This is a genomic window from Parabacteroides provencensis (genome assembly GCF_900232875.1).
Taxonomy (GTDB): Bacteria; Bacteroidota; Bacteroidia; order Bacteroidales; family Tannerellaceae; genus Parabacteroides; species Parabacteroides chinchillae.
The window spans coordinates 208795-232105 of sequence record NZ_LT960490.1; the positions used below are offsets into that span (position 1 = coordinate 208795).

A 23311-nucleotide genomic window follows, 5' to 3' on the forward strand; every position below is an offset into this window, starting at 1 on the left:
TCATGAGCAATAAAGTTATTGATAATGAAACCGTGGAATTGAAAAACATCATTGTTTACTATATACATCAGTGGAAATATTTTGTAGGGGCATTTATTGTGTCTATAATTCTGGCTATACTTTACTTATTATTATATCCAAGGACCTATGAAATGTATGCCAGTGTGCAGTTACAGGAAAATAAAGATTTAATAGGAGGAGGTATTTCTATGGGAGAAGCTTCCGGATTAATGAAATCTTTTGGATTAAGTTCTGGTAATAGCGGAGGGATAAATATAGATGATGAAATAATGACATTTTCATCAAACTCTCTCTTTAGTAAAATGATTTTGGAATTGGGTATTAATGTATCATATACCAAACCCTTTTCATGGCATAAATTGTATACAAATTCTCCATTGGTAGTTACAGCCGATTCTTTAACAATGATGTCGTTGAGTGATAGGGTGGCATTAAAGGTCTCTGTAGATGCCAAAGGAAATATAACGGTTAAATCTTCTAAAGGGAAAGAAATATTTTCTTCTTTGCCTGCAAAACTGGAGTTGCCTCAGGGAGAGTTTACCATAGATTTTAGAAATGGACCTAAGAATTCGTTTGATCTGGATATTCTGATACAACCTGTACGTTGGGTTGCCGAGGATATGATTAATGGCTTTTCAATAGAAGAGGTGTCTAAACTTTCAAATATGTTGGAATTTACCTGTGATGATCATGAAAAGCAAAGAGGAATAGATATTTTGAATACACTGGTTAGGATATATAATGAACAATCTGATAGTTATAACAAGACAGAGTCAAAGAAAACAATTGCATTTCTAGACACTCGTATTGCTACTGTTGTTGAAGATCTGAATAAGACAGAAAGAGCTATTGAAGAATATAAGTTGAAGAATAAAATGACTGCGATAGAATATGATGTTCAAATGTATTCGGAGCAGATGAAAGAGCTTCAGTCTAAAATTATAGAGATGGAAGCACAGTCTCAGGTTGTTAATTTAATGGATGCTTATGTAAAGAATCCGGATAATAAGTATAATCTGGTTCCTCTAATGCTATCTCAAGATGCAGAAGGAAGCCCGTTGGTTGCCTATAATGATGCTTTGCTGGAAAGGAATAAGATGTTACAGAACTCAAGCTCGGATAACCCGTTGATTTTGCAAATGAATGAGAAGTTGGATCGGTTGAGGGAGAATGTCTATTTAACTATAGCTAATGCCCGTAATGGAATGATTTCTACTTTGACGGATTTAAGAAATAAAGAACAGCAATTGTTAGATAGGATAGGCTCGGTACCTATGCAGGAACGTGTTTATGTTGATTTTAAAAGGCAGCAGGAAATAACACAGGCTGTATATCTTTTGCTATTGCAGAAAAGAGAAGAATTGGCTTTGTCAATAGGACTCGATCAAACGAAAGCGAAATTGATAGATACGGCGTTTGTTAAACAATATCCGGTTGGTCCGAGAAAATTGTATGCGGGATTGTTTATCATTGTATTTACATTGGTTATTCCTGTAGGAATATTGTTCTTACGTGATCGTTTAAAAGAATTGATAGGTGCTTATAAACAATCGGTTTAATGTTTGTTACTCATTTAATTTGTTCATTTACAACAGGTGGGGCAGAAACAATGCTGGTGGATATTGTAAACCGGCAGGTTGCTGAAGGGCATCGTGTTACCTTAATTGTAATAAATGATTTGGTTGAAGAGCGTTTATTACGATCGTTGGATAAAAAGGTACAGGTTGTGCGAATAGGCAGAAAGCCAGGTAGTCGTAACCCATTCTTGTTTTTATATTTGAATATAATACTATTCAGGTTGCATGCAGATATCTTACATTGTCATGACTGTGTAATAGGAGGCATGTTACTTCCTATTTTCAAAAAAAAATTGTGTTTGACAGTCCATACAGTTGGGGTCAGTGATAAGTATTTTTCTTGTTTCGAGAAAATTGTTGCAATTTCAGATTCTGTAAAACAAGATATAACGAAGCGTACTTTATTTTGTCCGGAAATAATATGGAATGGTATACATATTGACCGGATCAAAAAAAGAAAATCTTTGGAGGTATCTTCTCCTTTTCGATTAATAATGGTAAGTCGATTGGATCATTTAGTAAAAGGACAACATGTTTTATTGAAAGCTCTTGACTTATTGGTTAACAAATATAAAAGACCGGTGTCTTTAGATTTTGTAGGTGAAGGTAAATCTGAAAAATATTTGCGATCTTTAGTTGAAGAATATAAATTGCAAGCTAATGTGAATTTTCTGGGTTTGAGAGACAGAAATTATATTTATACACATTTGCATGAATATGATTTGTTTGTTCAACCTTCTATTTACGAGGGGTTTGGCTTAACAGTTGTAGAAGCAATGATTGCAGGGATTCCTGTTTTAGTTTCCGGTGATGGGCCTACAGAAGTTGTTGGGCAGGGAAAATATGGATATTGTTTCGAAAAAGAAAATGCCGAAGAGTGTGCAAAAAAGATAGACTGTATTATACAGGATTATGCGGGTTTGGACAATTTCGTATATAAGGCTTCTGTATATGCCGGAAATCAGTATTCAATACAAGCAACAGTATGTGCTTATCAGAATTTGTATGAATCGATGACAAGTGATAAAGCAAAGTGAAACAAGTAATGAAACAAAATAAGAAAATAGGTTTAATATCTTATCATTCAGGTCATAATTATGGTACAATGCTACAAGCTTATGCTCTCCAGTTCTGTATTGAGAAAATGGGGTATGATGCGGTGGAATATATTAATTATGTGGATGGAAAACCTTTTAAAGAAGCTTCGTTTCGAGTTAAACTGAAAAAAATAAAAGATAAACTTAATTCGGGTATTAGACCGTTACTATATAATTTTCTTTATAAACAGCAATTTTCGACTATAAAAGACAAATTTGATTGCTTTTATTCAGGTTGCATAAAGACCTCTTCTGTTTTATATTCATCGTTGGCTGAATTGAAAGAAAATCCTCCTTTGTATGATATTTATATAGTAGGAAGCGATCAAACTTGGAATCCTACATTCCTAAAAGATAATGGCGCTTATTTTTTGACATTTGCAGCAGAAGATGCTGATAAAAATTCGTATGCTTCAAGTCTGGGAGTTGCTTTGCTGACAGATGAAGTGAAAGGTATATATGCTAATTATTTGCAATCTTTTAATCATATTTCTTGTCGTGAAAGTTATGGCTGTGAAATACTTTCAGGAGTTTTAAACAGAAAGATTGAGCACGTGTTGGACCCTACTTTATTATTGACTCCGGATGATTGGCAAAATATAGAATCACCAAGAATTATAGATGAGCCTTATATTTTATGCTATTGTTTAGGATATAAGAAGAGTGTTCGAAATTTTGCTCGAAAATTGGGCGAAACTCATAATATGAGAGTTTATTACATAGTTTCTAACTATTTGGATATACAAGAAGAAAATCATTTGTTTGGTATAGGCCCCTGTGATTTTATTTCTTTAATAAGACATGCTTCGTATATTTGCACAGATTCTTTTCACGGAACAATATTTTCGATTAATTATGGCCGTAATTTCTATAGTTTCTGTAAACGTGACGGAGATATAAATAAAGGAGACAATAGCCGGATCCCAACTTTATTAAAGGAGTTTTCTTTGGAAAGCAGGTTGAAGTTCGACGTGTTTGAAGAAGAACCTGATATAGATTATGAAAAAGTAAATGTTTATTTGAATAATGAAAGGCGTCAATCGATAGACTTTTTAAACCGGATTTTGAAATGAAAAGACTTCCGAATCAGACAGAATGTATAGGTTGTGGTATTTGTTTGGAGGTTTGTCCAACTAAGTGTTTGTCTTTTTTTGAAAACGCAGAAGGCTTTCGGCAAATAAAGTCTGAGGAAGATTTATGTATCAAATGTAATAAATGTGAACGTTATTGTCCGGTTTTACAAGATGGAAAATCTGACAATTATGATAAAGAAGAAATAAGCGTATATGCTTGCCAGCATATAGATAAAGAAATATTGAAAAACAGTTCTTCCGGAGGCTTTTTTTCTGCTTTGTGCGAGGCATTGTTCAATTTATACCAAGGAAAGGTTACTGTATATGGTGCTTCTTTGCAGAAAGATTTGACTGTGAAACATATAGGTGTTTCTTTTATGGAAGAATTATCTTTAATAAGAGGCTCTAAATATTTGCAAAGTGATATTACGTCAGTGCTGACTTCTATAAAAGAAAGACTACAAAACGGAGAATTTGTGTTGTTTTCCGGTACTCCTTGCCAGATAGCTGCTTTATATTCTTTCTTAAAAGATTCTTATCCGACATTATTTACATGCGAAGTGATATGCCATGGCATACCTTCAGATCTTCATTTTCGAAAGCAAAATGAAGATCTGGAAGCAAAAGTTGGAGCTAGTATATCCAGTATTAATTTCAGATCGAAATCTATTTGTTGGACAATTCCTACTACTCAATATTGCTTTTCAAATGGAAAAGTCCGCTATTACAGGGCATTGGAAAATAACTTTATGGGTTCTTTTTATAGTGGAATAAATTTACGGCCTTCTTGTTATGGGTGTAAATATGCGAAACTTCCTCGTTTAGCCGATATAACAATGGGTGATTTTTGGAAAATAGGGGAGTCGGCTTGTTTTTCTTTTATGGATAAAGAAAAAGGAATTTCATTGGCTTTATGTAATAATACCAAAGGAAAATTTTTATTTGAATCGGCAAAATATCTGTTAAAGTTTGAACCTCGTAAGATCGAAGAAGCGATTCGGGGTAATGTACATTTAATTCAGCCAGTAAAAAATAAGAGTATTCAACGCGAATGTCTTTTATCTGATATAAAATTATTGGAAATGGATAAAGTCGCAAAAAAATATAATAAGATTTCGTTTAGAAAACGTTTAAGTATGATTATGGGACGTCGTGGAATGAAAGCTTATTATTATTTGAAGAATATTAGACATATCAAATGAATGATAAAAAACTTTTGATAAGGAATTCTTTGAGTGGAGTTCTACAATTGTTTATAACAGCTGTATTGACTTTCCTCTGTGTGCCCGTTTTAATATCAAAATTGGGCTTGGAGGTATATGGCGTTTTTGCCGTTTTATCTGTTGTTTCTAATTTAGGGACATTGGCCGACCTGGGGATGGATAGAGCTTTGATCGTATATTTATCGAATCAGGGAAAAACACAAGAATCTAATTTTGATATTTTTGTTGCGTTGAGTATTAAGCTTACATTACTTTGCGTTTTAATAGCTGTTCTGTTAAGTATAGAGAGAACAGTTTTGCTAAGTGTTCTGAATATTCCGATTTATTATTATGATGAGGCGGTTGTTTTTTTCCGTTGCGTATTGTTTTCTAATGCGTTTATGATATTGGGAATGTCTTTTGCCTCTGTATTGGATTCTTTACAAAAAGTATATATAAATAGTTTTACGCGGTTAATATATAGTATAATATATTGGTTGGGGTTGCTATTTGTAGCCATAAAAGGTTATGGCCTAACAGGAATCGGGGTAATATCAGTCATAGCTTCTTTATTGTGGTTTGTAATGACTGTAGGTGTCGCTTTTAAACTATGGGGAACTTACCGTATTAATGGTATAAAAAAACAGTGGAAACGTATATTTTATAAACAGATAATTTATAGTTCAAAGATATTTTCGGCAAGTGTGTTGAATTTGTTTTTTGAGCCTCTCTCTAAAATACTGATATCAAAATTTATAGGGTTAAATGCTGTGGCTTTGTTTGATGTGGCGTTACGAATACGCGGGCAAATTGCCAGCTTATTTAGTAAGGCTATCTATCCTTTGGGTCCGTATATTGCAAATTCAAAAAATACCAGACACTTATACGAAGTGGTAGCAGATATGACTAAAAAAATACATTTGGTGGTTATTCCTTTTTCTTTGATTTTTATATTTATATCAAAAGTGTTGATATATCTGTGGATGGGTGAAGACAACTTGGAGGATTTATCTTTGTTTGTAGCTGTTTTATGTGGCGGCTTTTTGTTGCTGGTTCCTCCAACATATCCGATATATCAATATTTATATACAAAATCATTAGCAGGAAAAACCGTATGGATACAATGTACAAATGTGGTTGTGAATGTATTGGTCTTTTTCTGTTTATATAACACATGTGGTTTATATACAATACTTATATCAAATAGTATTGCTTATTTTTGCTCATATTTGTTATCTGATTTTTATTTGAGAAAATATATCTTATCAGAACTTCAAAGCGAATATTCTTTTTATATTAAAATGTTTCTGTTATTTGTTACTTTATTGATTGCCGGAGGCTGTATCAGGATGCTACTTCCATTTTCTGTTGTAGATATAGTATTATATCCGGTCGTTTTATTGGTTATATATGTTGTTTTTGTGCGTATCTTCAAGTTGGTTGTACAGAAAGATATAGTCCGTTATTTTAGTACTTTCCCCTTGTTGGAAAAGTCATTGTTATTTATTTTTGGCATGAGGAAGGAAAGTCTATGAACAAAAAAAATGTTTTGATTATAACGCCGTCTCTGAATCCGGAAGATAATATTAGTGGAATATCTTCGGTTACACGTTTGTTGTTGGAGTATAATAAGGAAATTAATTATATACCTTTCCTGCAAGGAAAAAAAGATACGGAAAACAGGAATTTGGGATGGTTGCTGAAACAGATGATGACGCCATTTCGTTTGTTGAAATGCTTGTCTGATAATTCAATTGATATTGTTCATTTTAACATTGGTTTTGAACCGTTTTCGTTATTCCGTGATATGATAATCTATTATTTGCTGATAGTAAAATCTTATCCTGTCATATTGCATATTCATGGAGGACGTTTTGTTAAAACAAAACCTGCTAATAAACTATTAAAATTGATTATTGATTATTTACTTAGACATGCTAACCAGATTCTTGTTCTGAGTGAATTAGAGGGAAAGTCTCTTTCTGATTTATATAATGTGCAGCAAGGTTGTATTGATATTTTGTCAAATGCGGTAATGCCTTCAACGATTTCTTTTTCAGATAAAGCATACGAGGCAAAATCTTCAATTTTATATCTTGGGCGAATCGATAAAAACAAAGGTTTACTTGAAATATTAGAATCTTTGACTGAACTAAATACTTTAGGTGAAGATTTTGAGTTTAATTTATGTGGAGTAGGCAGCGATCGGGATTGGTTTGTTGAAGAATGCCGGAAACGAATCGGAGATAAATTTATAGATAGAGGACTAGTTTATGGGAATGAAAAACTGGAAATCTTAAAACGTTCCCAAGTGTTTTTATTACCTTCTTATTTTGAAGGTTTGCCAATGGCTTTGTTAGAAAGTATGAATAATTTGGTAGTACCGGTTGTTACTCCTGTCGGCTCTATGCCAGATGTTGTAAAATCGGGAGAAAATGGATTTTTGGTTACTTCAACATCTGATATTACAGAGACTTTATTGAAGCTGATAAAAGACAGGACATTATTACGTAAACTGTCGGTTGCGGCAAAAGAAACAATAGATCAATCGTATTCATTAGATTCCTATTTAAAGAAGATGAACGATCTTTATATGAGATTAAAAAAATAATGCTAGGAGAGTATATCTGAATGAAAGAGCATGTTGATTTAAATATAATATCCAAAAGTCCGCATACAAGTGCTATTATAACAGGCTTGTTATTGTTGGAAAATGAAGGGGTAATCGATTTGTCTGTGAATTTATGCTACGACCGAGTATCTTTTTATCCTCATTCTCATATTGTAGAGATCAGAGTTTCTGATAAAGTGATAGCATTTGATTTGCTGGATGGATATAATTGGGATATAAAAAAAGTGGAAGCTTATTTGGATAATGTGGATTTTTACTTTAAACGTAGTTTTTCTAAAGAAAAAAACCAGATGATTTCAGATAAAAATCGATATAAATTAAATCCGCTGGGATTTAATTATCATGTAACATATCAGAAGAATCCGATAGATTCTTCCGATAATTATTCCTTAAAAGATTGTTTAAAACGTTTATTGGGTGTAAAGCCTTCGACTTATTTTGTGCCTTCTGTCTTTGAGGCCTCTCCTGAATATAAAAAAGATAATCTGAAAGTTCTCTTTTTTACAAGGCTATGGGAAGTCAACGAAAAGCAAAGTGCTGAATTTAATAAGGAAATAGAGTATATTAATGATATGCGTATTCAAATAATCCGGGAGTTGAAGAATTTATATCCCCGTAATTTTACAGGAGGAATACAATTTTCCGATTTGGCGAAAAAATGCTGTAAAGATTTGATTATGCCCCGTAGGTATACTATTCGGAATAATTATTTGAAATTGATGAAATTATCAGATATTTGCATTGGCTCTATGGGGCTTCATGAGTCTATCGGATGGAAAACCGGAGAATATGTAGCAGCCAGCAGGGCTATTGTAAATGAAAAGTTTCACTATGATGTTGTCGGTCCATTTGAAGACGGTAAAAATTATTTATCGTTTGATACGGTGGACGAATGCATTCAGCATGTTACTTATTTAATGGAACATCCGGAGGCTGTATATACAATGCAACAGGAAAATAAGAAGTATTATAATGAATATCTCAGGCCGGATAAGCTTGTGCTTAATGCACTAATTCAGGCTATCGGTAAATGTGAATAAATAATGGAGATTAAAGAATAAATATGATTCAGGATTTTGTAAATAAACATTTTTATAACTTCTTTGTCGCATCTCTTATTTTTTGCGTTTTATTATATAACGTAATTGGTTTTAAGAGTGCTGATGAACTGTTAGGCTTAGTACTTCTTGTTTTTTATATTTTCTTTGTTAGCCGATGCAAGACTTGGCCGTTTAATAAAGCTTTCTTTATTACACTTGGATGTTTTGTCTTTTATACGGGATATTCTTTTTATATCAAAAGTAATACTGCTGCAGGTATTTTTACTGATTTAATTATTCAGATGAAGCCTTATCTGGCATTTTTTGCTGCTTATCAAATGATGCCGAAGTTTTCTGAGAAACAAAAGGAATTATTAAAACTATTTTGTCTGGCTGTCTGGATACTGTTAGTTCCGATAGGAATTTACAGTTTGGTAGATCCTCTTATTTTTAAAACAATAATGGAGCATCCAACAAACTATGCCGCATCTGCTGTTTGTCTGTCTTTAGTGTATCTGTTTTGTAGTAAATACACAATTAAAGATAAACTGGTGTTTGTATTAATGCTTTCTATCGGCTTGTTTTCCGGACGTTCTAAGTTTTATGGCTTTTTTGTATTGGCTGCATGCTTCGTTTTTTATTTTAATGATGTAAGCAAAATAAAATTGAATTTTAAAACGATTACAATTTCTGTTTTGATTCTGGTTGGCGTATGCTGGGTTGCAAAGGAAAAGCTGGAACTTTATTTTATTCAGACATTAACAGGTGATGAAAAAGATTTGTTGGCCCGTTTTGTGTTATATTCTACATCAATCAATATTTTTACAGATTATTTTCCGTTTGGATCAGGACTGGCAAGCTTTGCTACCCATGCTTCGGGGTTGTATTATTCTGATATTTACACTAAGTATGGGATTGACGGGGTATGGGGATTGACCCAAGGCGGCTGGTACTTTGTTGCCGATACTTATTATCCCTCTCTGGCACAATTCGGAATAGTGGGTGTTTGTTTATTTATTCTGTTTTGGATTTATCTTTTTCGGAAAACATTTTCGTTTTTGTTCAAGACAACTAACATACAGTATTTTGTAATATTTATATTATCGGCTGGGTTCTTATTTATAGAAAATGTTGCAGATGCTTCATTTACTAGTAACAGAGGTCTTTTTATTATGATGTTTCTGGGACTATTGTTGAGTGCTCAAAAAACTCAATATCAAGAATTGCTAGCCGAACAAAAAGAAAAAGTTTAAAAGGTTATTGGCATGGAGAAGTTTTTTAATGTTTTGCTGGAGTTTGATAAAGATAAAGTACATCATATTATTAAGAATACGATAGAGGAGCATAAGAAAGGATATGTTTGTGCAATAGAAAGTAATAATCTTGCTGTAGCGAATAAAGATAAAGCTTTTAATGAAGTTGTAAATGGAGCGTTAGTAAACGTTTGCGACGGATCTAACATTGCGTGGTTATTGGGCAAAATACATAAGAGGGATTTCTGTTCGTACATTGGGAATGACCTATTTTGCTATTTTCTTAATCAGAGGCAATATAAACAATATTTTATAGGGAATACGGATGAAATACTCGCTAAATTGCGACAAGAACTTTCGTTGATAGATTCTGATATAGCAAATATGCCTTTTAAAAGCTTGCCGTTTCGGAGAGTTGAAGATTTTAACTATAGTGAAATAGCGGAAGACATAAATAAATATGTACCTGATATAATATGGGTATCCCTAGGAGCACCTAAACAAGAGTTTTTTATGGCTAACCTATCTCCCTGGATAAACAGAGGAGTGATGTTTGGCGTTGGTGCTGCATTTAATTTTATGGCAAAAACAGGGCCGGTAAAGCGTGCACCTCAGTGGATGAGGAATTTGCGGTTGGAATGGTTGTATAGAGCTTTTGAAGAACCTCAAAAGAATGTACCCCGTTATTGGAATTTTATCAAATTATTGCCACGGTTGGTTTATGGAGAATGTAAAGGTCGCTGACATATCTATTTTTTGCAGGTTCCGTTCATGCTTTTCTTCATTATTTCTTCCTTTAGACTACATCCTTTGCATCCGCAACAAGGGTTTTCCGGATTTCGTTTGGTGGTGAGAGATTTATAGAACTTCATACCAACGTATGCAATAGTTATTATCCCTATTAAAATAATTGCGATTTCTTGCCACATAATCTCCAGATTTCTTTTTATAATAACAAAAGAGAACATCTGCGGTTCTCATATTGAGTGTTAATTGAATAACCCCATGAAGAAATGCCCTGTTTGGTATACAGTAAATGATACGATCCAGGCTAGAACACATGTGTAGACAATTACAAATGCGCCCCATTTCCAGGAACGCGATTCGTTTACTATTGCAGATATTGTTGCTATACATGGAAAATATATCAGTACAAATAACATTAAGCTAATAGCCACTAAAGGTGTAAAAACCAATTTCCCTTCGGCATTGCGGTCTTGCTTTAGCCTTTCCGATAAGATTTGGCTGTCATCCGCGTCTCCGGTGTATAATACGCTTAATGTGCTAACGACAACTTCCTTTGCCGCCATACCGGTAAGCAGGCTGACACTTATCTTCCAATCAAATCCCAAGGGCTGAAGTACCGGCTGAATAGCTTGGCCAATATGTCCTATATAAGAATTCTGCTGGTGTTCTATCGTTTTTAGACGTTCCAATTCAGCGATGGTATTTTCTTTTTCTTGAGAATCCAGTTCTGCATTTTCAACTTCTGCTATCTGCCGGTTGATTGCATCCGTACCTTCCGTGTGACGCGGAAAATAACCTAAGAACCAAATAATAATAGATGCGAATAAAATGACTCCTCCCATCTTGTGCAGATATTGTTTTGCTTTTTCCCACATGTGGATCATGATCGATTTTCCTGTAGGCATGCGGTAGGGAGGAAGCTCCATAACAAAAGGCACATCTTCTTCATTAAAAAGGAAACGTTTGAATAAGCGTGCCATAACGACAGCCAACAGAATACCTGTTACATATAATGCCAATAATATGACACTTGCGTTATTAGGAAAAAATGCTCCTGTTAATAGTACATATACCGGCAGCCGTGCACTGCAACTCATCAGCGGGTTTACCAGCATGGTAATCATGCGGCTGTTGCGGCTTTCAATCGTACGCGATGCCATAATGGCCGGAACGTTACAGCCAAAACCCATGACAAGCGGTATGAACGACTTGCCGTGTAATCCCATCTTGTGCATGATTTTATCCATGATGAAGGCCGCACGTGCCATATAACCGGAATCTTCCATAAATGAAATAAACAGGTACAGAATAAGAATATTCGGGAGGAATACGATAACGCCTCCCACACCACCAATGATACCATCTACCAAAAGGTCTTTCAGCGGTCCTTCTTCCATATAGTTGCGTACGAAGTTTCCGATAAGACCAACAAGCGATTCGATCCATTGCATCGGGTATTCGCCCAGGCGGAAAGTGGCTTCGAACATAATCCACATAAATAATATAAAGATGGGAAAGCCTAGCACCTTGTGGGTGACAAAGAGGTCTATAATCTGTGTACTGCTGGCCTCCTTTATCTTATTCTGCTCGAATGTTTCGCGCAAAGCTCCGGAGATAAAGCCGTAACGGGCATTTGTGAATGCCGTTTCACAGTCTTCCTGTAATAGATTTTCTATTTGGGCTATGTTGCGGTCTCTGTCTTGTAATATGATTTCCGAGCCGGGCAAGGCTTTTACAAATGCTTCTATCTCGTGATCGCCTTCAAGTAGTTTGATAGACAAATATCTTTTAGAAATACTTTTGGGCACATTCCCATTTGCTTTGAGTGCCTTTCTTACGCTTGTGATGCCTTTTTCCAGGACCTCGCCGTAGTTGATATGAATGTGTCGTAAAACAGGATCTTCTTCTTCATATACTTTGATAACCCGGTTGAAAAGATCTTCAATGCCAAAACCTGTCTTGCTGATGGTTGGTACAATAGGCGCTCCGATCATGCGCGATAGCGATTCATGGTCGAATTTGTTTCCTTTCCGCTCCAGGTCGTCATACATGTTGAGGGCGATTACCATACGCACATCCATGTCGATAAGCTGGCAGGTGAGGTATAAGTTGCGTTCCAGATTGGAGGCGTCTACGACATTAATCACCACATCGGGCTGTGCTTCATTCAGGTGGCTTCTTACGTAAAGCTCTTCCGGTGTGTAGGCAGACAATGAATACGTACCCGGCAGGTCTACTATCCTGAACGTGTAACCGTTTTGCTGGAATGTCCCTTCTTTTGCATCCACAGTTACGCCGCTATAATTCCCCACATGTTCATGTGCTCCTGATGCGAAGTTGAATAAAGACGTTTTTCCGCAATTGGGGTTTCCAACCAGGGCTACGTTAATGGTTTTTCCTTTATGCAAAGCTATGGCACGCAAGTCTTCGCTCAAAGAAGTTATATAGGAGTTCGCCGGACGGGTGTCTGTTTCGTTGTTAATTTGCTTCGACTGGAATTCGGCCGTGCTTACTACTTCTATTAATGCCGCGTCATTTCTTCGTAGAGATACATCGTAGCCCATTACCCGATAATGGATAGGGTCTTTTAAAGGTGCGTTTTGAATAACATCTACCTCTTTCCCCCGGATGAATCCCATTTCGATGATGCGTTTGCGGAAGGCTCCGCGTCCCATCACCTTAACGATAATCCCTTTTTCGCCTGTACGAAGTTCTGATAGTCTCATAGTTTGCTATATCTTTTGCAAAGGTACGGCAAAACTCAATATGTTTTATACCTAGATGTAGGTATTTTGGGACACTGGCCCTTGCTCAGTTCCTTTGTTAACGGTGCATTCATTGAATACGTTTTTTTAAGCGTGATTAGATTAATTCCTGCAAAAAAAATCATAGTTATAATTTTTTTAAGTCATAACTATGATCCAATAAAATTATAACTATGAAATTTTGAAGGTCTCATTTACTAAGACTGTTTTATAATCACGCATCATTTTTCGTAACTTTGCCGTATAATTATAGGAAATATATGTTGAACAGAGCTATCATAAGTCTTGGGTCTAATAAAGACAGGGAGATGAATATAAGGCGTGCAACAGAGTTGCTGTTGCAGCATTTTCCATCTATCTGTTTTTCAGAGGCGGTTTATACCGAACCGGTAGCCTGTCCGCTTTCGTCCTCTTTTCTGAACCGGATGGCATTGGTTGATACGCTGCTTTCTGCAGACGATTTAAAATTAGTGTTTAAGCAGATCGAAGTAACAATCGGACGCAAACCGGATGATAAAAAACAGGGAATTGTCCCGATCGATATCGATCTGCTCCAATGGAATGACAGGGTGCTGAAACCGGAAGATATGCGACGTGAGTATGTCATTTCACTCCTTGCTGCAATGTAGGATGATAAAGGGAGAGAGCAGAAATCCCGGTTTGCCGCTGTTGCGTATGATGCGGTTTATGTTTTTGAAAATGGCGGACAGGATAAAACTTTTTCGTTCCGTATTATAAAATCCTTTTTCGACTTTTAATTGATAATGGAACTGCGATAACAGAGCCTGGTAGTTTACTATGGGCAGAATACGTTCTGTCCAGTTCCCGGTTTCCGGATCACAGGTATTATAGCGGTCGGTTAGGGTTGGTATCGAATTTCCGAGGATGGCTTTCTTTATATCCGGATAGACTAAACCTCTGGTTCGGTTGCTCCATAGCGAAACTTCTTTTTCAGAAAATGCGGGGAACTTTTCTTTTATGTACTGGTATCGCTTGGTGTAATAGTTGGGCGATTCCAGCGTGCCTGTTTCACAACCCTTCATTGCCCGGTGCAGTTTCCATTTCACGTAAGGATTATAAGGGGTGGAGGCGGTGGTAAAAATCATCTGCATCGAACTGTTGATACTTATCAGGTCGGAGAAGAAGGTTTCAAGGTTGTAGATATGTTCTATCAAATCGGTTGCAATCAGCAAATGCGGTTGGGTGTGTTGTGTGGAACACCATTCGGACAGGGTATCGGAACTGCCTTGCAATATAATATCGGGGCCTGATCCGGTTATTTGTTTCAGCAATTGTACGGTTGCCACAGAATCAGGATTCAGATCAATGTAAATAACCTGCCCTATGCCAGCCTCTTTGGCCAGTATGCTCAGGAAGCCGCTACCTCCTCCATAGTCGATACAGGTAATATCCGAAGGATTCAGCCCTGTTGCAGTAATGCCTTTGAAAAGACACTCCGTATATATTTGCATGAAATATCCTATTGCCGGTTTCAGATTGCGGATATACCTCTTGTTGTAGTCGCTGATGGGCAATCTTTCGTAATCAATCTTTTGCAGGCGTGCTGCAAGAACAGAAGCAATATGTTTCAGGTTATTCTTCATAGATCATTTTATACAAACGTGCTCCCTGATATTTATTAGAAAACGAGGGTTCTAGTAATTCCTTTCTTTTCATGATGGACTTTTCGTCTATAGGGACATTAATCAACTTAGTGCATTCGCGAATCATTTCTTCCGGCGTGTCTGCTATATGGCAGAGTGAATCCAATCCGCTTCCGGCCAGCATTAAATGGTTCACTACCGTATGACGGCCGGCAAACAGGCTGTTGAGCAGTTTAAGTTTTAAACCGGTATCCTGAAAAGTGATCAGCATATTGATCTGTGCTTCGCGGATCAGGAAGTTCATCCTTTCTTCAGTAGGATTGGCTTCTATCGTGATGTTGGAATAGAGCGAGGCGGCATCCCGTAACGAACGTGGCGGATTCATACCTGCCAGTATGCAGGGATAATCAAGTTTGCCGAATACATGGTGAATCAGGTACAAGGCCGCTTTTTCGTTTTCTACGACCGATAATTTACCATGATAAAGAATGAAACCGGACTTTCCCGGCTGGGCTGTTATCTGTTCGTTTGCGTGAAAACAAGGTATGAACTCAATGCGGTTTGCCGGGAATTCTTTTTTTAGATAATCTGTATCGGTTGTAGATACCGAGATAATTAAATCGGCATGTGATACTACTTTTTGATAATTTCTGAACCTCCACGCCTCGATCCGGAAAAAGCATTTCTTGATGAATTGGCGTTCCGACTTTGCCAGATGATAATAGTAGTCGTGTTCTATATTACACTCCCTGAATATTTTCTTTCTGTTTTTCAGTAGAGGGTTGTCCATATAGTAACAAGAATGCAGCCCTTCAAACAAGATCGGATAGTTGTTCTTTAATAAGTTGGCGAGCAAAGACGGGTCTTTCCGGCTATATACGTTGTAAGGCAATAAAGTTATATTGGCTATGATGCCGGTATGCCGTTTATAGTAGTACACCTTTTCGCAGAAAGATTCCAGTTCCTTTGCTTGCGGCCGTTCATATTCGAAGCAATGCAGGATAATATTTACTCCGCATTCATGCAGAGCTTTCAACTTGTAATATACATCAATCACCCCGCCGTAATTGGCTGGCCAGGGAATGTTGAAGGCAATTATGTTGAGATGCTTATCCATTTCATTTATCTTTTATTTGCTTAAACAATTCCATAAACTGTTCAGCTTGTTTGCAACGGGAGAAAACGGATAGTGCTTCTCTGTTTATGAGAGAAGTCGTATAACCTTTCTTTTTCCATTCGTCATAATGGTATTGTAGAAATGCATATACTTCTTCAGATGTTTTTGCTGCAATACCGGCATGTACTTTGTTGATGGTTTCTTCTAGATAGCTTTCATCGCTACGGACGCATAAAACGGGTTTTTCTACGGCAAATGCTTCGAAAAGCTTTGTTGTCATAATGCCTTTTGGCCCTTTAGCAGACGCTTTGTTGGCTAATTGCAATAATACGGAGCTGTTGTTTAGTATGTCCGGAATCTCCGAAGCCGGAACGTAGCCATGATAATCCATGTATTGAATTACATCATGTTTTTTCGCTTCCTCTTCGATAATATTTTGAGAAGACTTATCAATATACCAGGAAACACGGAATGTTTCCGGACATATTGTATTTTCCCGGGATAATTTATTAATAGCTTCAAATAATAATTGGGGGTTGCGTATTGCTAAACTGAGTAAACGCCCGGTATAAGTAATGCGAAACTGTGTTGTGTGTACTTGTTTGGGAAAGAATATCTCCGGATCATATCCATTATATATAAGCTTGACATTTTTGTTGAATTGCTTCATTCTCTCTACATGCCAGGGTGAAACTGTTGTGATATAATCCGCTGCATGGAGGGCTATGTTTCTTCTTTTTAACAGATGCCAGCGATAGAGACGGGTTATTTGTTTATCCAGCCAGTTAAACGTATGAAAAGAGCGGGATATGTATTCGTTTGAGGCATACTGTTCAATGATGTCTCGCGTGTCTGCTATAAAAGGAATATTATACAGGCTTGCCACTTTTTGAGCAGCCGGCAGAGGAAATGTGCGGTATACGCTGCATAATACTCCGTCATATTTATCTTTACTGAGCAATTTGCGGGCTACTTTTATCATTTTGCGTTCTTTATAATGGAAACAAACATCCATGATAAAAATAAATAACCATTCTAGTTGCTTAATTAATTTATTACTTGCATGATAATAACGGACATAAGTAACCTCCGCATTTCCTGCCAGAAATTCAAATGTATTATCCGGAATATATTCAGTTATTACAACCGGTTCCCAACCATTGCGTTTCATGTATTTGCATAAATAACCCATCCTGGGTGCAAAGGCCGGAGGAAACATATCACAGAATATTAATATTTTCATATCCTTTTTAATTCTTCTGTAAGCGTATGATAAAGTTCTTTTTGCCAGTTTACCGTCACTGGTTTTTTCTGATGGGTTGAAATGGTATCATTGTGCCAGAGCAATACCAGTTCTCCGTTAGCCTGCCGGACTTGTTCTATGATCTGCAGGCAATAAGCCAATGCCTCTTCATAGCTCATTCCCATATATTGCGGTTCACTCAAGCTGCAATCCATAATACTTAGCGGATGAAGCGTGAGCGAAGATATGCGCTTATTGATCGGATTGATCCATGATACCGGACGGCAGGTCCCTAAACGGAAACCGGCTACATCTGCATAGCCTATGGTAAAGTCGTCCGTTATTCCGGTTCTTTCCAACCAGTCCAGGTCTTCCGGTTCTCGTGCATTAAGAAAGTGATGCCTGTTATAGAAAATAGCTTCGCCTGTAGCTCTCTTTAATAGTTCTTGCTCCCGCCGGATAAGTGAAGGTTTTATGCCGGCTTCATAGCTGCTGTGTAAGCCTATTTGGGCTTCTTTGGCTTGACATAATTTAAATAATTCTTTTATATCCTTCGAGAAAAGACAATAGTTGGGCTTGTCATATATTGTTTTTCCTCCGGCTTTGAAGAAGTAAACGGATTCGCACCGTGTTTTTCCAACGCTGTCTTGTACGCTTGCATCCCTTTCCAGTAGCCAGGGGAAAGTATAATACGGATCGGATGTTAAAGGTGCATGTACGTATTTGCATGCTTTCAGAAATCCGTCACCTTTTATGGTTTCACGCATAAAGCTGTGTAATGTGCGGCAGAAAAACGGGACATCCACATCATGCGTAAGCCATATCTTATTGATACAGGCTTCCGGTTCCGGTACTTTGACGTAGGTCTGGCGTAACCATTGACGGAGAAGCTTTCCGTATTCATCCACAATAGGACGATGAATAAAACCTGCTTTGCAGGGAATTGATTCCTTACCGGGAAAACGCCCGTGAGCATCCCGTATATTTCTTTTCCTTATTTCTTCATAACGTGTAAGAAGAAAATAGGCGCTGGCTACAATATCGGCATGAACAACCCATGTTTCGCCATACCATTCCGTTTTGGATGATCCGAAAAGTAAAGGAACTCCTTCTATTTCTTGTAACGGAAAGGATGGCATAGACGCCTGGGTTCCGTAAACGTCTTCATTGAAAAACGGCGAAGGAATAATTACAACCTTATAATGATGGAACTTATTGCGATCGGAGGTATAACCTACCAGGCTACCAAACGTTTCCGCTTGATTACCACCGATCATAAAGCTGATTATATATTCTATCTCCGGACTTTTAACCATGGCTTACCGTTTTATTATCCGTCCCAGCTTTAGCCAGGCTCTATATAATAAACTTAATTTTCCCTTGGTTATTGTGAAGAATGGCATTTGAATGGCACCAAATTCCCGGAAGAAACGTTCTACACCGGGTAGCATAGAACCTTCAAAGTCAAACCTTGTGCTGTATAATGATGTATAACGTATACATTCCCAGAGTATCAGACTGTGGGCGCCTGATTCCCGTAAGTCAGGATTACCTCCTCCGGCAATGTAGTAAGCCGAATTATTCTGCCATACAACAAAGGCTGCTGCATGCAGTTGACCGTTTTCATCGTATCCGCCCCAGATATCCCCTTGTTCTCTTTCTCTGCAAACGGAAATTAAATCCATCAAGACTTCTTTATCTACCGGATTTGAGGTTTGCTGCCGTTGAAATGTCATATCCTGTACCTTCAGAAACTCTTCGACCGGTATTCCTTTTCTGACGGTAATTTGGTGTTTATCCTTCGCTTTCTGGATATTCCTCCGGGTGTTTGCACTCATGTTATCCCATATCTTATCTAAATCGGTCAGATCGGGTAGGAGATAAGTGTATCTTGTTGTTTGCTTGTAGCCTGTCCAGTAAAAAGGAAGCCAGTCGGTTATGTCATAATTGAAATTCTGAAGAAAATGAGGATAAGCCTTCAGTGCTTCTGTAAATGTTTTGCATAAGGTTTGGCGTCTCCCTAACTCGGTTGTGTATTTGGTATCTTCGGATGCCTTAGCAAACCAGGGCCCCATTGTTTGTGTATAGGGAGGCATGGAAATGATGCCACGATGAGGAATATAAAGGGGCAGTGCTGCCTGCATCCGCCCCTTTTGTTCTATTAATAAGACATCCCAGTTTGCTTCTCCACAGACAGCATCCAGCCACCAATCCCGTGAGAATATGGGAATGCTTTCTTCTCTGGTGCAGAGCAGACGGTATTTGTCTTTATTAGTCACCCGTTATTAATTTTTATCCTTTAACGCATTAAATATCAAACCGGACAGTTCTTCTGCCAATTCAGGATTATCGGAAACGCATTGCTTGGCAGCATCGCGTCCTTGTCCCAACTTGGTGTCTCCGTAACTATACCATGCACCGCTTTTCTTAATGATGTTCAGTTCTGCACCCAAATCAATGATTTCGCCAGAACGTGAGATTCCCTCACCGAACATGATGTCGAACTCTGCTTTGCGGAATGGAGGCGCAACTTTGTTCTTTACTACTTTTACACGAACTTGGTTACCTTTTACTTCATCACCGTCTTTTAATTTGCCAATGCTCCGGATATCCAGACGTACGGATGCGTAGAACTTTAATGCGTTACCACCTGTAGTTGTTTCCGGGTTACCAAACATAACGCCTATCTTATCACGCAACTGGTTAATGAAGATACATGTCGTATTTGTTTTACTGATAGCTCCGGTTAGCTTACGCAAAGCCTGGGACATCAAACGTGCCTGCAATCCCATCTTGCTGTCACCCATATCGCCTTCCAGCTCTGCTTTAGGTGTAAGAGCGGCAACAGAGTCTATTACTACAATATCTACGGCAGACGAACGGATCAGTTGTTCGGCAATTTCCAATGCCTGCTCTCCATTGTCCGGTTGAGAAATCCAGAGATTTTCTACATCAACCCCTAATTTCTCAGCATAAAAACGATCGAAAGCATGTTCGGCATCAATAAACGCAGCAATACCGCCTGCTTTTTGTGCTTCGGCAATGGCGTGGATTGCTAAAGTGGTTTTACCAGAAGACTCCGGGCCATATATTTCAATAACGCGTCCTTTCGGATAACCACCTACGCCCAGGGCTGCATCTAAAGCAATAGAACCGGTTGGTATTACTTCTACGTTTTCAACACTTTCTTCGCCTAACTTCATGATAGAACCTTTACCAAAGTTCTTTTCAATCTTATCCATTGCTGCACGAAGCGCTTTTAACTTGTCGGCATTAGGAGCCGCTTTTCCGGCAGCATTCTGTTTCTTCTCAAAATCAATCTGAGTTTCCTTTTCTTTGTCTTGTTCTTCTTTTGCCATCCCTTATTTAAGTTTAAGGATTTGATTTGCATGGTCTTTTGTTTGCACCTCCTTCGGGCCGATGATGTTTGTCACCACTCCGTTTTCGTCGATAATGAAGGTAGTACGCAGTGTTCCCATGTATGAACGTCCGTACATTTTCTTTTCTGCCCATACACCGAACTGTTCTTGCAATGCGGTGTCGGTATCGGCTATCAGGCTGAAAGGCAAGTCCTGCTTTTCAATAAATCCCTGATGCGATTTTGCACTGTCTTTACTTACACCGATTACTTCGTATCCGGCAGCTTGTAAATCTTTATAACCGTCTCTCAGGCTGCATGCTTCGGCAGTGCAACCGGATGTGTTATCTTTCGGATAGAAATAAAGCGCCAGCTTCTTTCCTTTGAAATCGCTTAGTTTTAGTTCTTTCCCATTCTGATCTTTGCCCAGTATTTCGGGGGCTTTGTCTCCTATCTGTATAGCCATGTTTTATATTATTTTACGGTTAATATAATAACATCCTGAAAATCCAGCGGGTTCGGTTCCACTCCCGACCAGCCTCCGTAATGGATTGCTTCGGCTTTCAGTCCGTTTTTGTCCAGCATTGCGGACAGATACGATTCGTCAAACGCTATATTCGCTTCTTTCACCTTTTTATCCATCAGGCTGTAACCCTTATGCCGGTGGCAGAAGTCAAATTTAGCCTTTCCTTCCTGCATTTGCTTTTCGATGGCCGGATTCAGCAGGAAGAAAGTTACCAGGCATTTTCCCTCCGGTTTCATTACCCTAGCTATCTGCCCTAAGTAATTGTCTACATCTTCCGGTATCATATGCGTGAATACGGAAGTCAGTACAATACAATCGAACTGCTTGTCCCTGTATGGAAAGACAAAGTGCTTCGCCTCATTGTCTGTTTGCAGGTTATATAAATCATTCTTCAGGTCGATATGCAGGAATTTGAAGTTAGGGAAACGGGATGAAATATGTTTATTACACCAGTCTATTCCTTTCTTTACAATGTCAAATCCTTCGTATGATCCTTTTTTATTCAGATAGCCGGTAAGAGGTACGGCCAGGCGCCCTATGCCGCAACCAATATCGAGCACTTGTCCGTCCGGTTTCAATCCTGCGTATTTAATCAGCAGATCCATCAAATGGAGGCCTTGCTTCTTAAAGTCGCCCGATCCGATAAACACCATGCCTTTTGGGGGTATCATATCTTCCCGTTTACGCAAAATAGTATCGCATAAATCCACCGGATAGTAATAGATACGCCGTGCCGTCAGACGCATGGATGGTGTGAACGAATAATATAGTTTTCTTAGAACACTCATTCTTATAGTTCCAGATCAATATTGAATTGTTCGTGCCAAGGTAATCCTTGCTCATTCAGTTCCTTCATGAATGGATCCGGATTGAATTCTTCTACGTTCCATACGCCCGGCTTTTTCCACAGGCCTTGCATAAACAATTTGGCTCCGATCATAGCCGGTACGCCGGTAGTGTAGCTTACGCCTTGTGCGCCTGTTTCTTTGTAGGCGGCTTCGTGGCTGCAGTTATTATATACGTAGTAGGTAATCTCGTTGCCGTCTTTACCGATACCGCGAATACGGCAACCGATAGAAGTCTGTCCTGTATAATTTTCTCCCAAATCTCCCGGATTAGGCAATACGGCTTTCAGGAACTGAATAGGAACGATCTCCACACCGTTATACAGAATCGGCTTTATACTATCCATACCGATATTCTGTATCACGCGCAGGTGGGTAAGATATTCCTGCCCGAAGGTCATCCAGAAGCGGGCGCGTTTGATAGTAGGGAAGTTCTTAACCAGACTTTCCAGTTCTTCGTGATACATCAGGTATGATTCCTTGGGTCCTACTTCCGGATAGTTTAATGCCTTATGCACGGACAACGGATCTGTTTCTTTCCATTCTCCGTTTTCGTAAAACTTACCACGCTGGGTAATCTCGCGGATATTGATCTCCGGATTGAAGTTAGTGGCAAATGCCTTGTGATGATCTCCGGCATTGCAGTCTACTATGTCCAGATATTGCATTTCTTTGAAATGATGCTTGGCTGCGTAAGCTGTATATACGCCTGTCACGCCCGGATCGAAACCGCATCCCAGAATAGCGGTCAGGCCAGCTTCTTCAAAACGTTTTTTATAAGCCCATTGCCAGCTGTATTCATATTTAGCCTCATCCAGCGGTTCGTAGTTGGCCGTGTCGAGGTAGCTAACGCCATAAGCCAGACAAGCATCCATGATGGAGAGGTCTTGGTAAGGCAGCGCCAGGTTTACAACCAAATCAGGTTTGAAGGAGTTGAACAGGGCAACGAGTTCTTCCACGTTGTCTGCATCCACTTGTGCTGTCTGTACCTTTACATTTTTAATATCGGCAGCAATCTTGTCGCATTTGCTTTTCGTACGGCTTGCTACCATAATGTCGGTAAAGACATCTGCATTCATCGCTATTTTCTTAACAGCAACGGTACTTACGCCTCCAGCACCAATAACTAATACTCTTCCCATTTACTTAAATAGAATTAAACTTGATTGTTAATATATATACAGTTTACCGGTCGTAAACCAAAGGACAAA

At 38.2% G+C, this 23311-nt stretch carries 21 protein-coding genes; 10 read left to right on the forward strand and 11 right to left on the reverse strand.

Annotated features, from left to right (window positions below; all coding sequences use genetic code 11):
- The first annotated feature begins 2 nt into the window (after nt 1-2).
- The 9 genes from CTY47_RS12155 (at nt 3) to CTY47_RS12195 (ending at nt 10639) form a co-directional block, all read left to right on the forward strand.
- A complete protein-coding gene (locus CTY47_RS12155; RefSeq protein WP_099465056.1) occupies nt 3-1580 on the forward strand; it encodes a GumC family protein in 1578 nt (525 codons plus the stop codon).
- Nucleotides 1580-2635, forward strand: coding sequence for a glycosyltransferase (locus tag CTY47_RS12160; RefSeq protein ID WP_099465057.1), 1056 nt, complete (start codon nt 1580-1582; stop codon nt 2633-2635). The genes CTY47_RS12155 and CTY47_RS12160 overlap by 1 nt, the downstream gene beginning before the upstream one ends.
- An 8-nt stretch (nt 2636-2643) precedes the next feature.
- Nucleotides 2644-3768: a polysaccharide pyruvyl transferase family protein gene (locus CTY47_RS12165; RefSeq protein ID WP_143813385.1), complete on the forward strand. Its 1125-nt coding sequence runs from the start codon at nt 2644-2646 to the stop codon at nt 3766-3768.
- Complete coding sequence (locus CTY47_RS12170) at nt 3765-4970, forward strand: Coenzyme F420 hydrogenase/dehydrogenase, beta subunit C-terminal domain (protein ID WP_099465059.1); 1206 nt, start codon at nt 3765-3767, stop codon at nt 4968-4970. Before CTY47_RS12165 ends, CTY47_RS12170 begins: the two co-directional genes overlap by 4 nt.
- Nucleotides 4967-6505: an oligosaccharide flippase family protein gene (locus CTY47_RS12175; RefSeq protein ID WP_099465060.1), complete on the forward strand. Its 1539-nt coding sequence runs from the start codon at nt 4967-4969 to the stop codon at nt 6503-6505. The genes CTY47_RS12170 and CTY47_RS12175 overlap by 4 nt, the downstream gene beginning before the upstream one ends.
- Nucleotides 6502-7581: a glycosyltransferase family 4 protein gene (locus CTY47_RS12180; RefSeq protein WP_099465061.1), complete on the forward strand. Its 1080-nt coding sequence runs from the start codon at nt 6502-6504 to the stop codon at nt 7579-7581. The genes CTY47_RS12175 and CTY47_RS12180 overlap by 4 nt, the downstream gene beginning before the upstream one ends.
- A gap of 20 nt (nt 7582-7601) precedes the next feature.
- Complete coding sequence (locus CTY47_RS12185) at nt 7602-8642, forward strand: hypothetical protein (RefSeq protein ID WP_099465062.1); 1041 nt, start codon at nt 7602-7604, stop codon at nt 8640-8642.
- A gap of 302 nt (nt 8643-8944) precedes the next feature.
- Nucleotides 8945-9895 carry an O-antigen ligase domain-containing protein gene (locus CTY47_RS12190; RefSeq protein ID WP_233202172.1) on the forward strand — a complete coding sequence of 317 codons (951 nt, stop codon included), beginning with the start codon at nt 8945-8947 and terminating at the stop codon, nt 9893-9895.
- A 12-nt stretch (nt 9896-9907) separates the two neighbouring features.
- Complete coding sequence (locus CTY47_RS12195) at nt 9908-10639, forward strand: WecB/TagA/CpsF family glycosyltransferase (RefSeq protein ID WP_233202173.1); 732 nt, start codon at nt 9908-9910, stop codon at nt 10637-10639.
- A 5-nt stretch (nt 10640-10644) separates the two neighbouring features.
- On the opposite strand, the gene CTY47_RS12200 is transcribed toward CTY47_RS12195, so the two are convergent.
- Together CTY47_RS12200 and feoB are read right to left on the reverse strand one after the other, a co-directional pair.
- The gene (locus CTY47_RS12200) at nt 10645-10824 is read right to left on the reverse strand and encodes a FeoB-associated Cys-rich membrane protein (RefSeq protein ID WP_099465065.1); all 180 of its coding nucleotides are present in this window, start codon (nt 10822-10824) and stop codon (nt 10645-10647) included.
- A 60-nt stretch (nt 10825-10884) separates the two neighbouring features.
- The gene (gene feoB, locus CTY47_RS12205; protein ID WP_099465066.1) at nt 10885-13368 is read right to left on the reverse strand and encodes a ferrous iron transport protein B; all 2484 of its coding nucleotides are present in this window, start codon (nt 13366-13368) and stop codon (nt 10885-10887) included.
- A 347-nt stretch (nt 13369-13715) separates the two neighbouring features.
- Here feoB and CTY47_RS12210 point away from each other — a divergent pair, with 347 nt between their 5' ends.
- The gene (locus CTY47_RS12210; RefSeq protein ID WP_233202174.1) at nt 13716-14036 is read left to right on the forward strand and encodes a 2-amino-4-hydroxy-6-hydroxymethyldihydropteridine diphosphokinase; all 321 of its coding nucleotides are present in this window, start codon (nt 13716-13718) and stop codon (nt 14034-14036) included.
- On the opposite strand, the gene CTY47_RS12215 is transcribed toward CTY47_RS12210, so the two are convergent.
- The 9 genes from CTY47_RS12215 to CTY47_RS12255 are packed head-to-tail and all read right to left on the reverse strand — an operon-like array spanning nt 14016 to nt 23242.
- Nucleotides 14016-15011 (reverse strand): methyltransferase domain-containing protein, encoded by a 996-nt coding sequence (locus CTY47_RS12215; RefSeq protein WP_099465068.1) that lies wholly within the window; start codon nt 15009-15011, stop codon nt 14016-14018. The genes CTY47_RS12210 and CTY47_RS12215 overlap by 21 nt on opposite strands.
- Entirely contained in the window at nt 15001-16128 is a 1128-nt protein-coding gene (locus tag CTY47_RS12220) for a glycosyltransferase (protein WP_099465069.1), read from the reverse strand. The genes CTY47_RS12215 and CTY47_RS12220 overlap by 11 nt, the downstream gene beginning before the upstream one ends.
- Before the next feature lies 1 nt (nt 16129).
- Entirely contained in the window at nt 16130-17371 is a 1242-nt protein-coding gene (locus tag CTY47_RS12225) for a glycosyltransferase (RefSeq protein ID WP_099465070.1), read from the reverse strand.
- Nucleotides 17368-18687 (reverse strand): polysaccharide deacetylase family protein, encoded by a 1320-nt coding sequence (locus tag CTY47_RS12230; RefSeq protein ID WP_099465071.1) that lies wholly within the window; start codon nt 18685-18687, stop codon nt 17368-17370. Before CTY47_RS12230 ends, CTY47_RS12225 begins: the two co-directional genes overlap by 4 nt.
- 3 nt (nt 18688-18690) lie before the next feature.
- Nucleotides 18691-19650, reverse strand: coding sequence for a GNAT family N-acetyltransferase (locus CTY47_RS12235; protein WP_099465072.1), 960 nt, complete (start codon nt 19648-19650; stop codon nt 18691-18693).
- 6 nt (nt 19651-19656) lie between these two features.
- The gene (gene recA, locus CTY47_RS12240; protein WP_262497733.1) at nt 19657-20730 is read right to left on the reverse strand and encodes a recombinase RecA; all 1074 of its coding nucleotides are present in this window, start codon (nt 20728-20730) and stop codon (nt 19657-19659) included.
- 3 nt (nt 20731-20733) lie between these two features.
- Nucleotides 20734-21195, reverse strand: coding sequence for a thioredoxin-dependent thiol peroxidase (bcp, locus tag CTY47_RS12245; protein WP_099465073.1), 462 nt, complete (start codon nt 21193-21195; stop codon nt 20734-20736).
- An 8-nt stretch (nt 21196-21203) separates the two neighbouring features.
- Nucleotides 21204-22043: a class I SAM-dependent methyltransferase gene (locus CTY47_RS12250; RefSeq protein WP_143813386.1), complete on the reverse strand. Its 840-nt coding sequence runs from the start codon at nt 22041-22043 to the stop codon at nt 21204-21206.
- A 2-nt stretch (nt 22044-22045) separates the two neighbouring features.
- A complete protein-coding gene (locus tag CTY47_RS12255; RefSeq protein ID WP_099465074.1) occupies nt 22046-23242 on the reverse strand; it encodes a saccharopine dehydrogenase family protein in 1197 nt (398 codons plus the stop codon).
- Between the last annotated feature and the right edge of the window lie 69 nt (nt 23243-23311).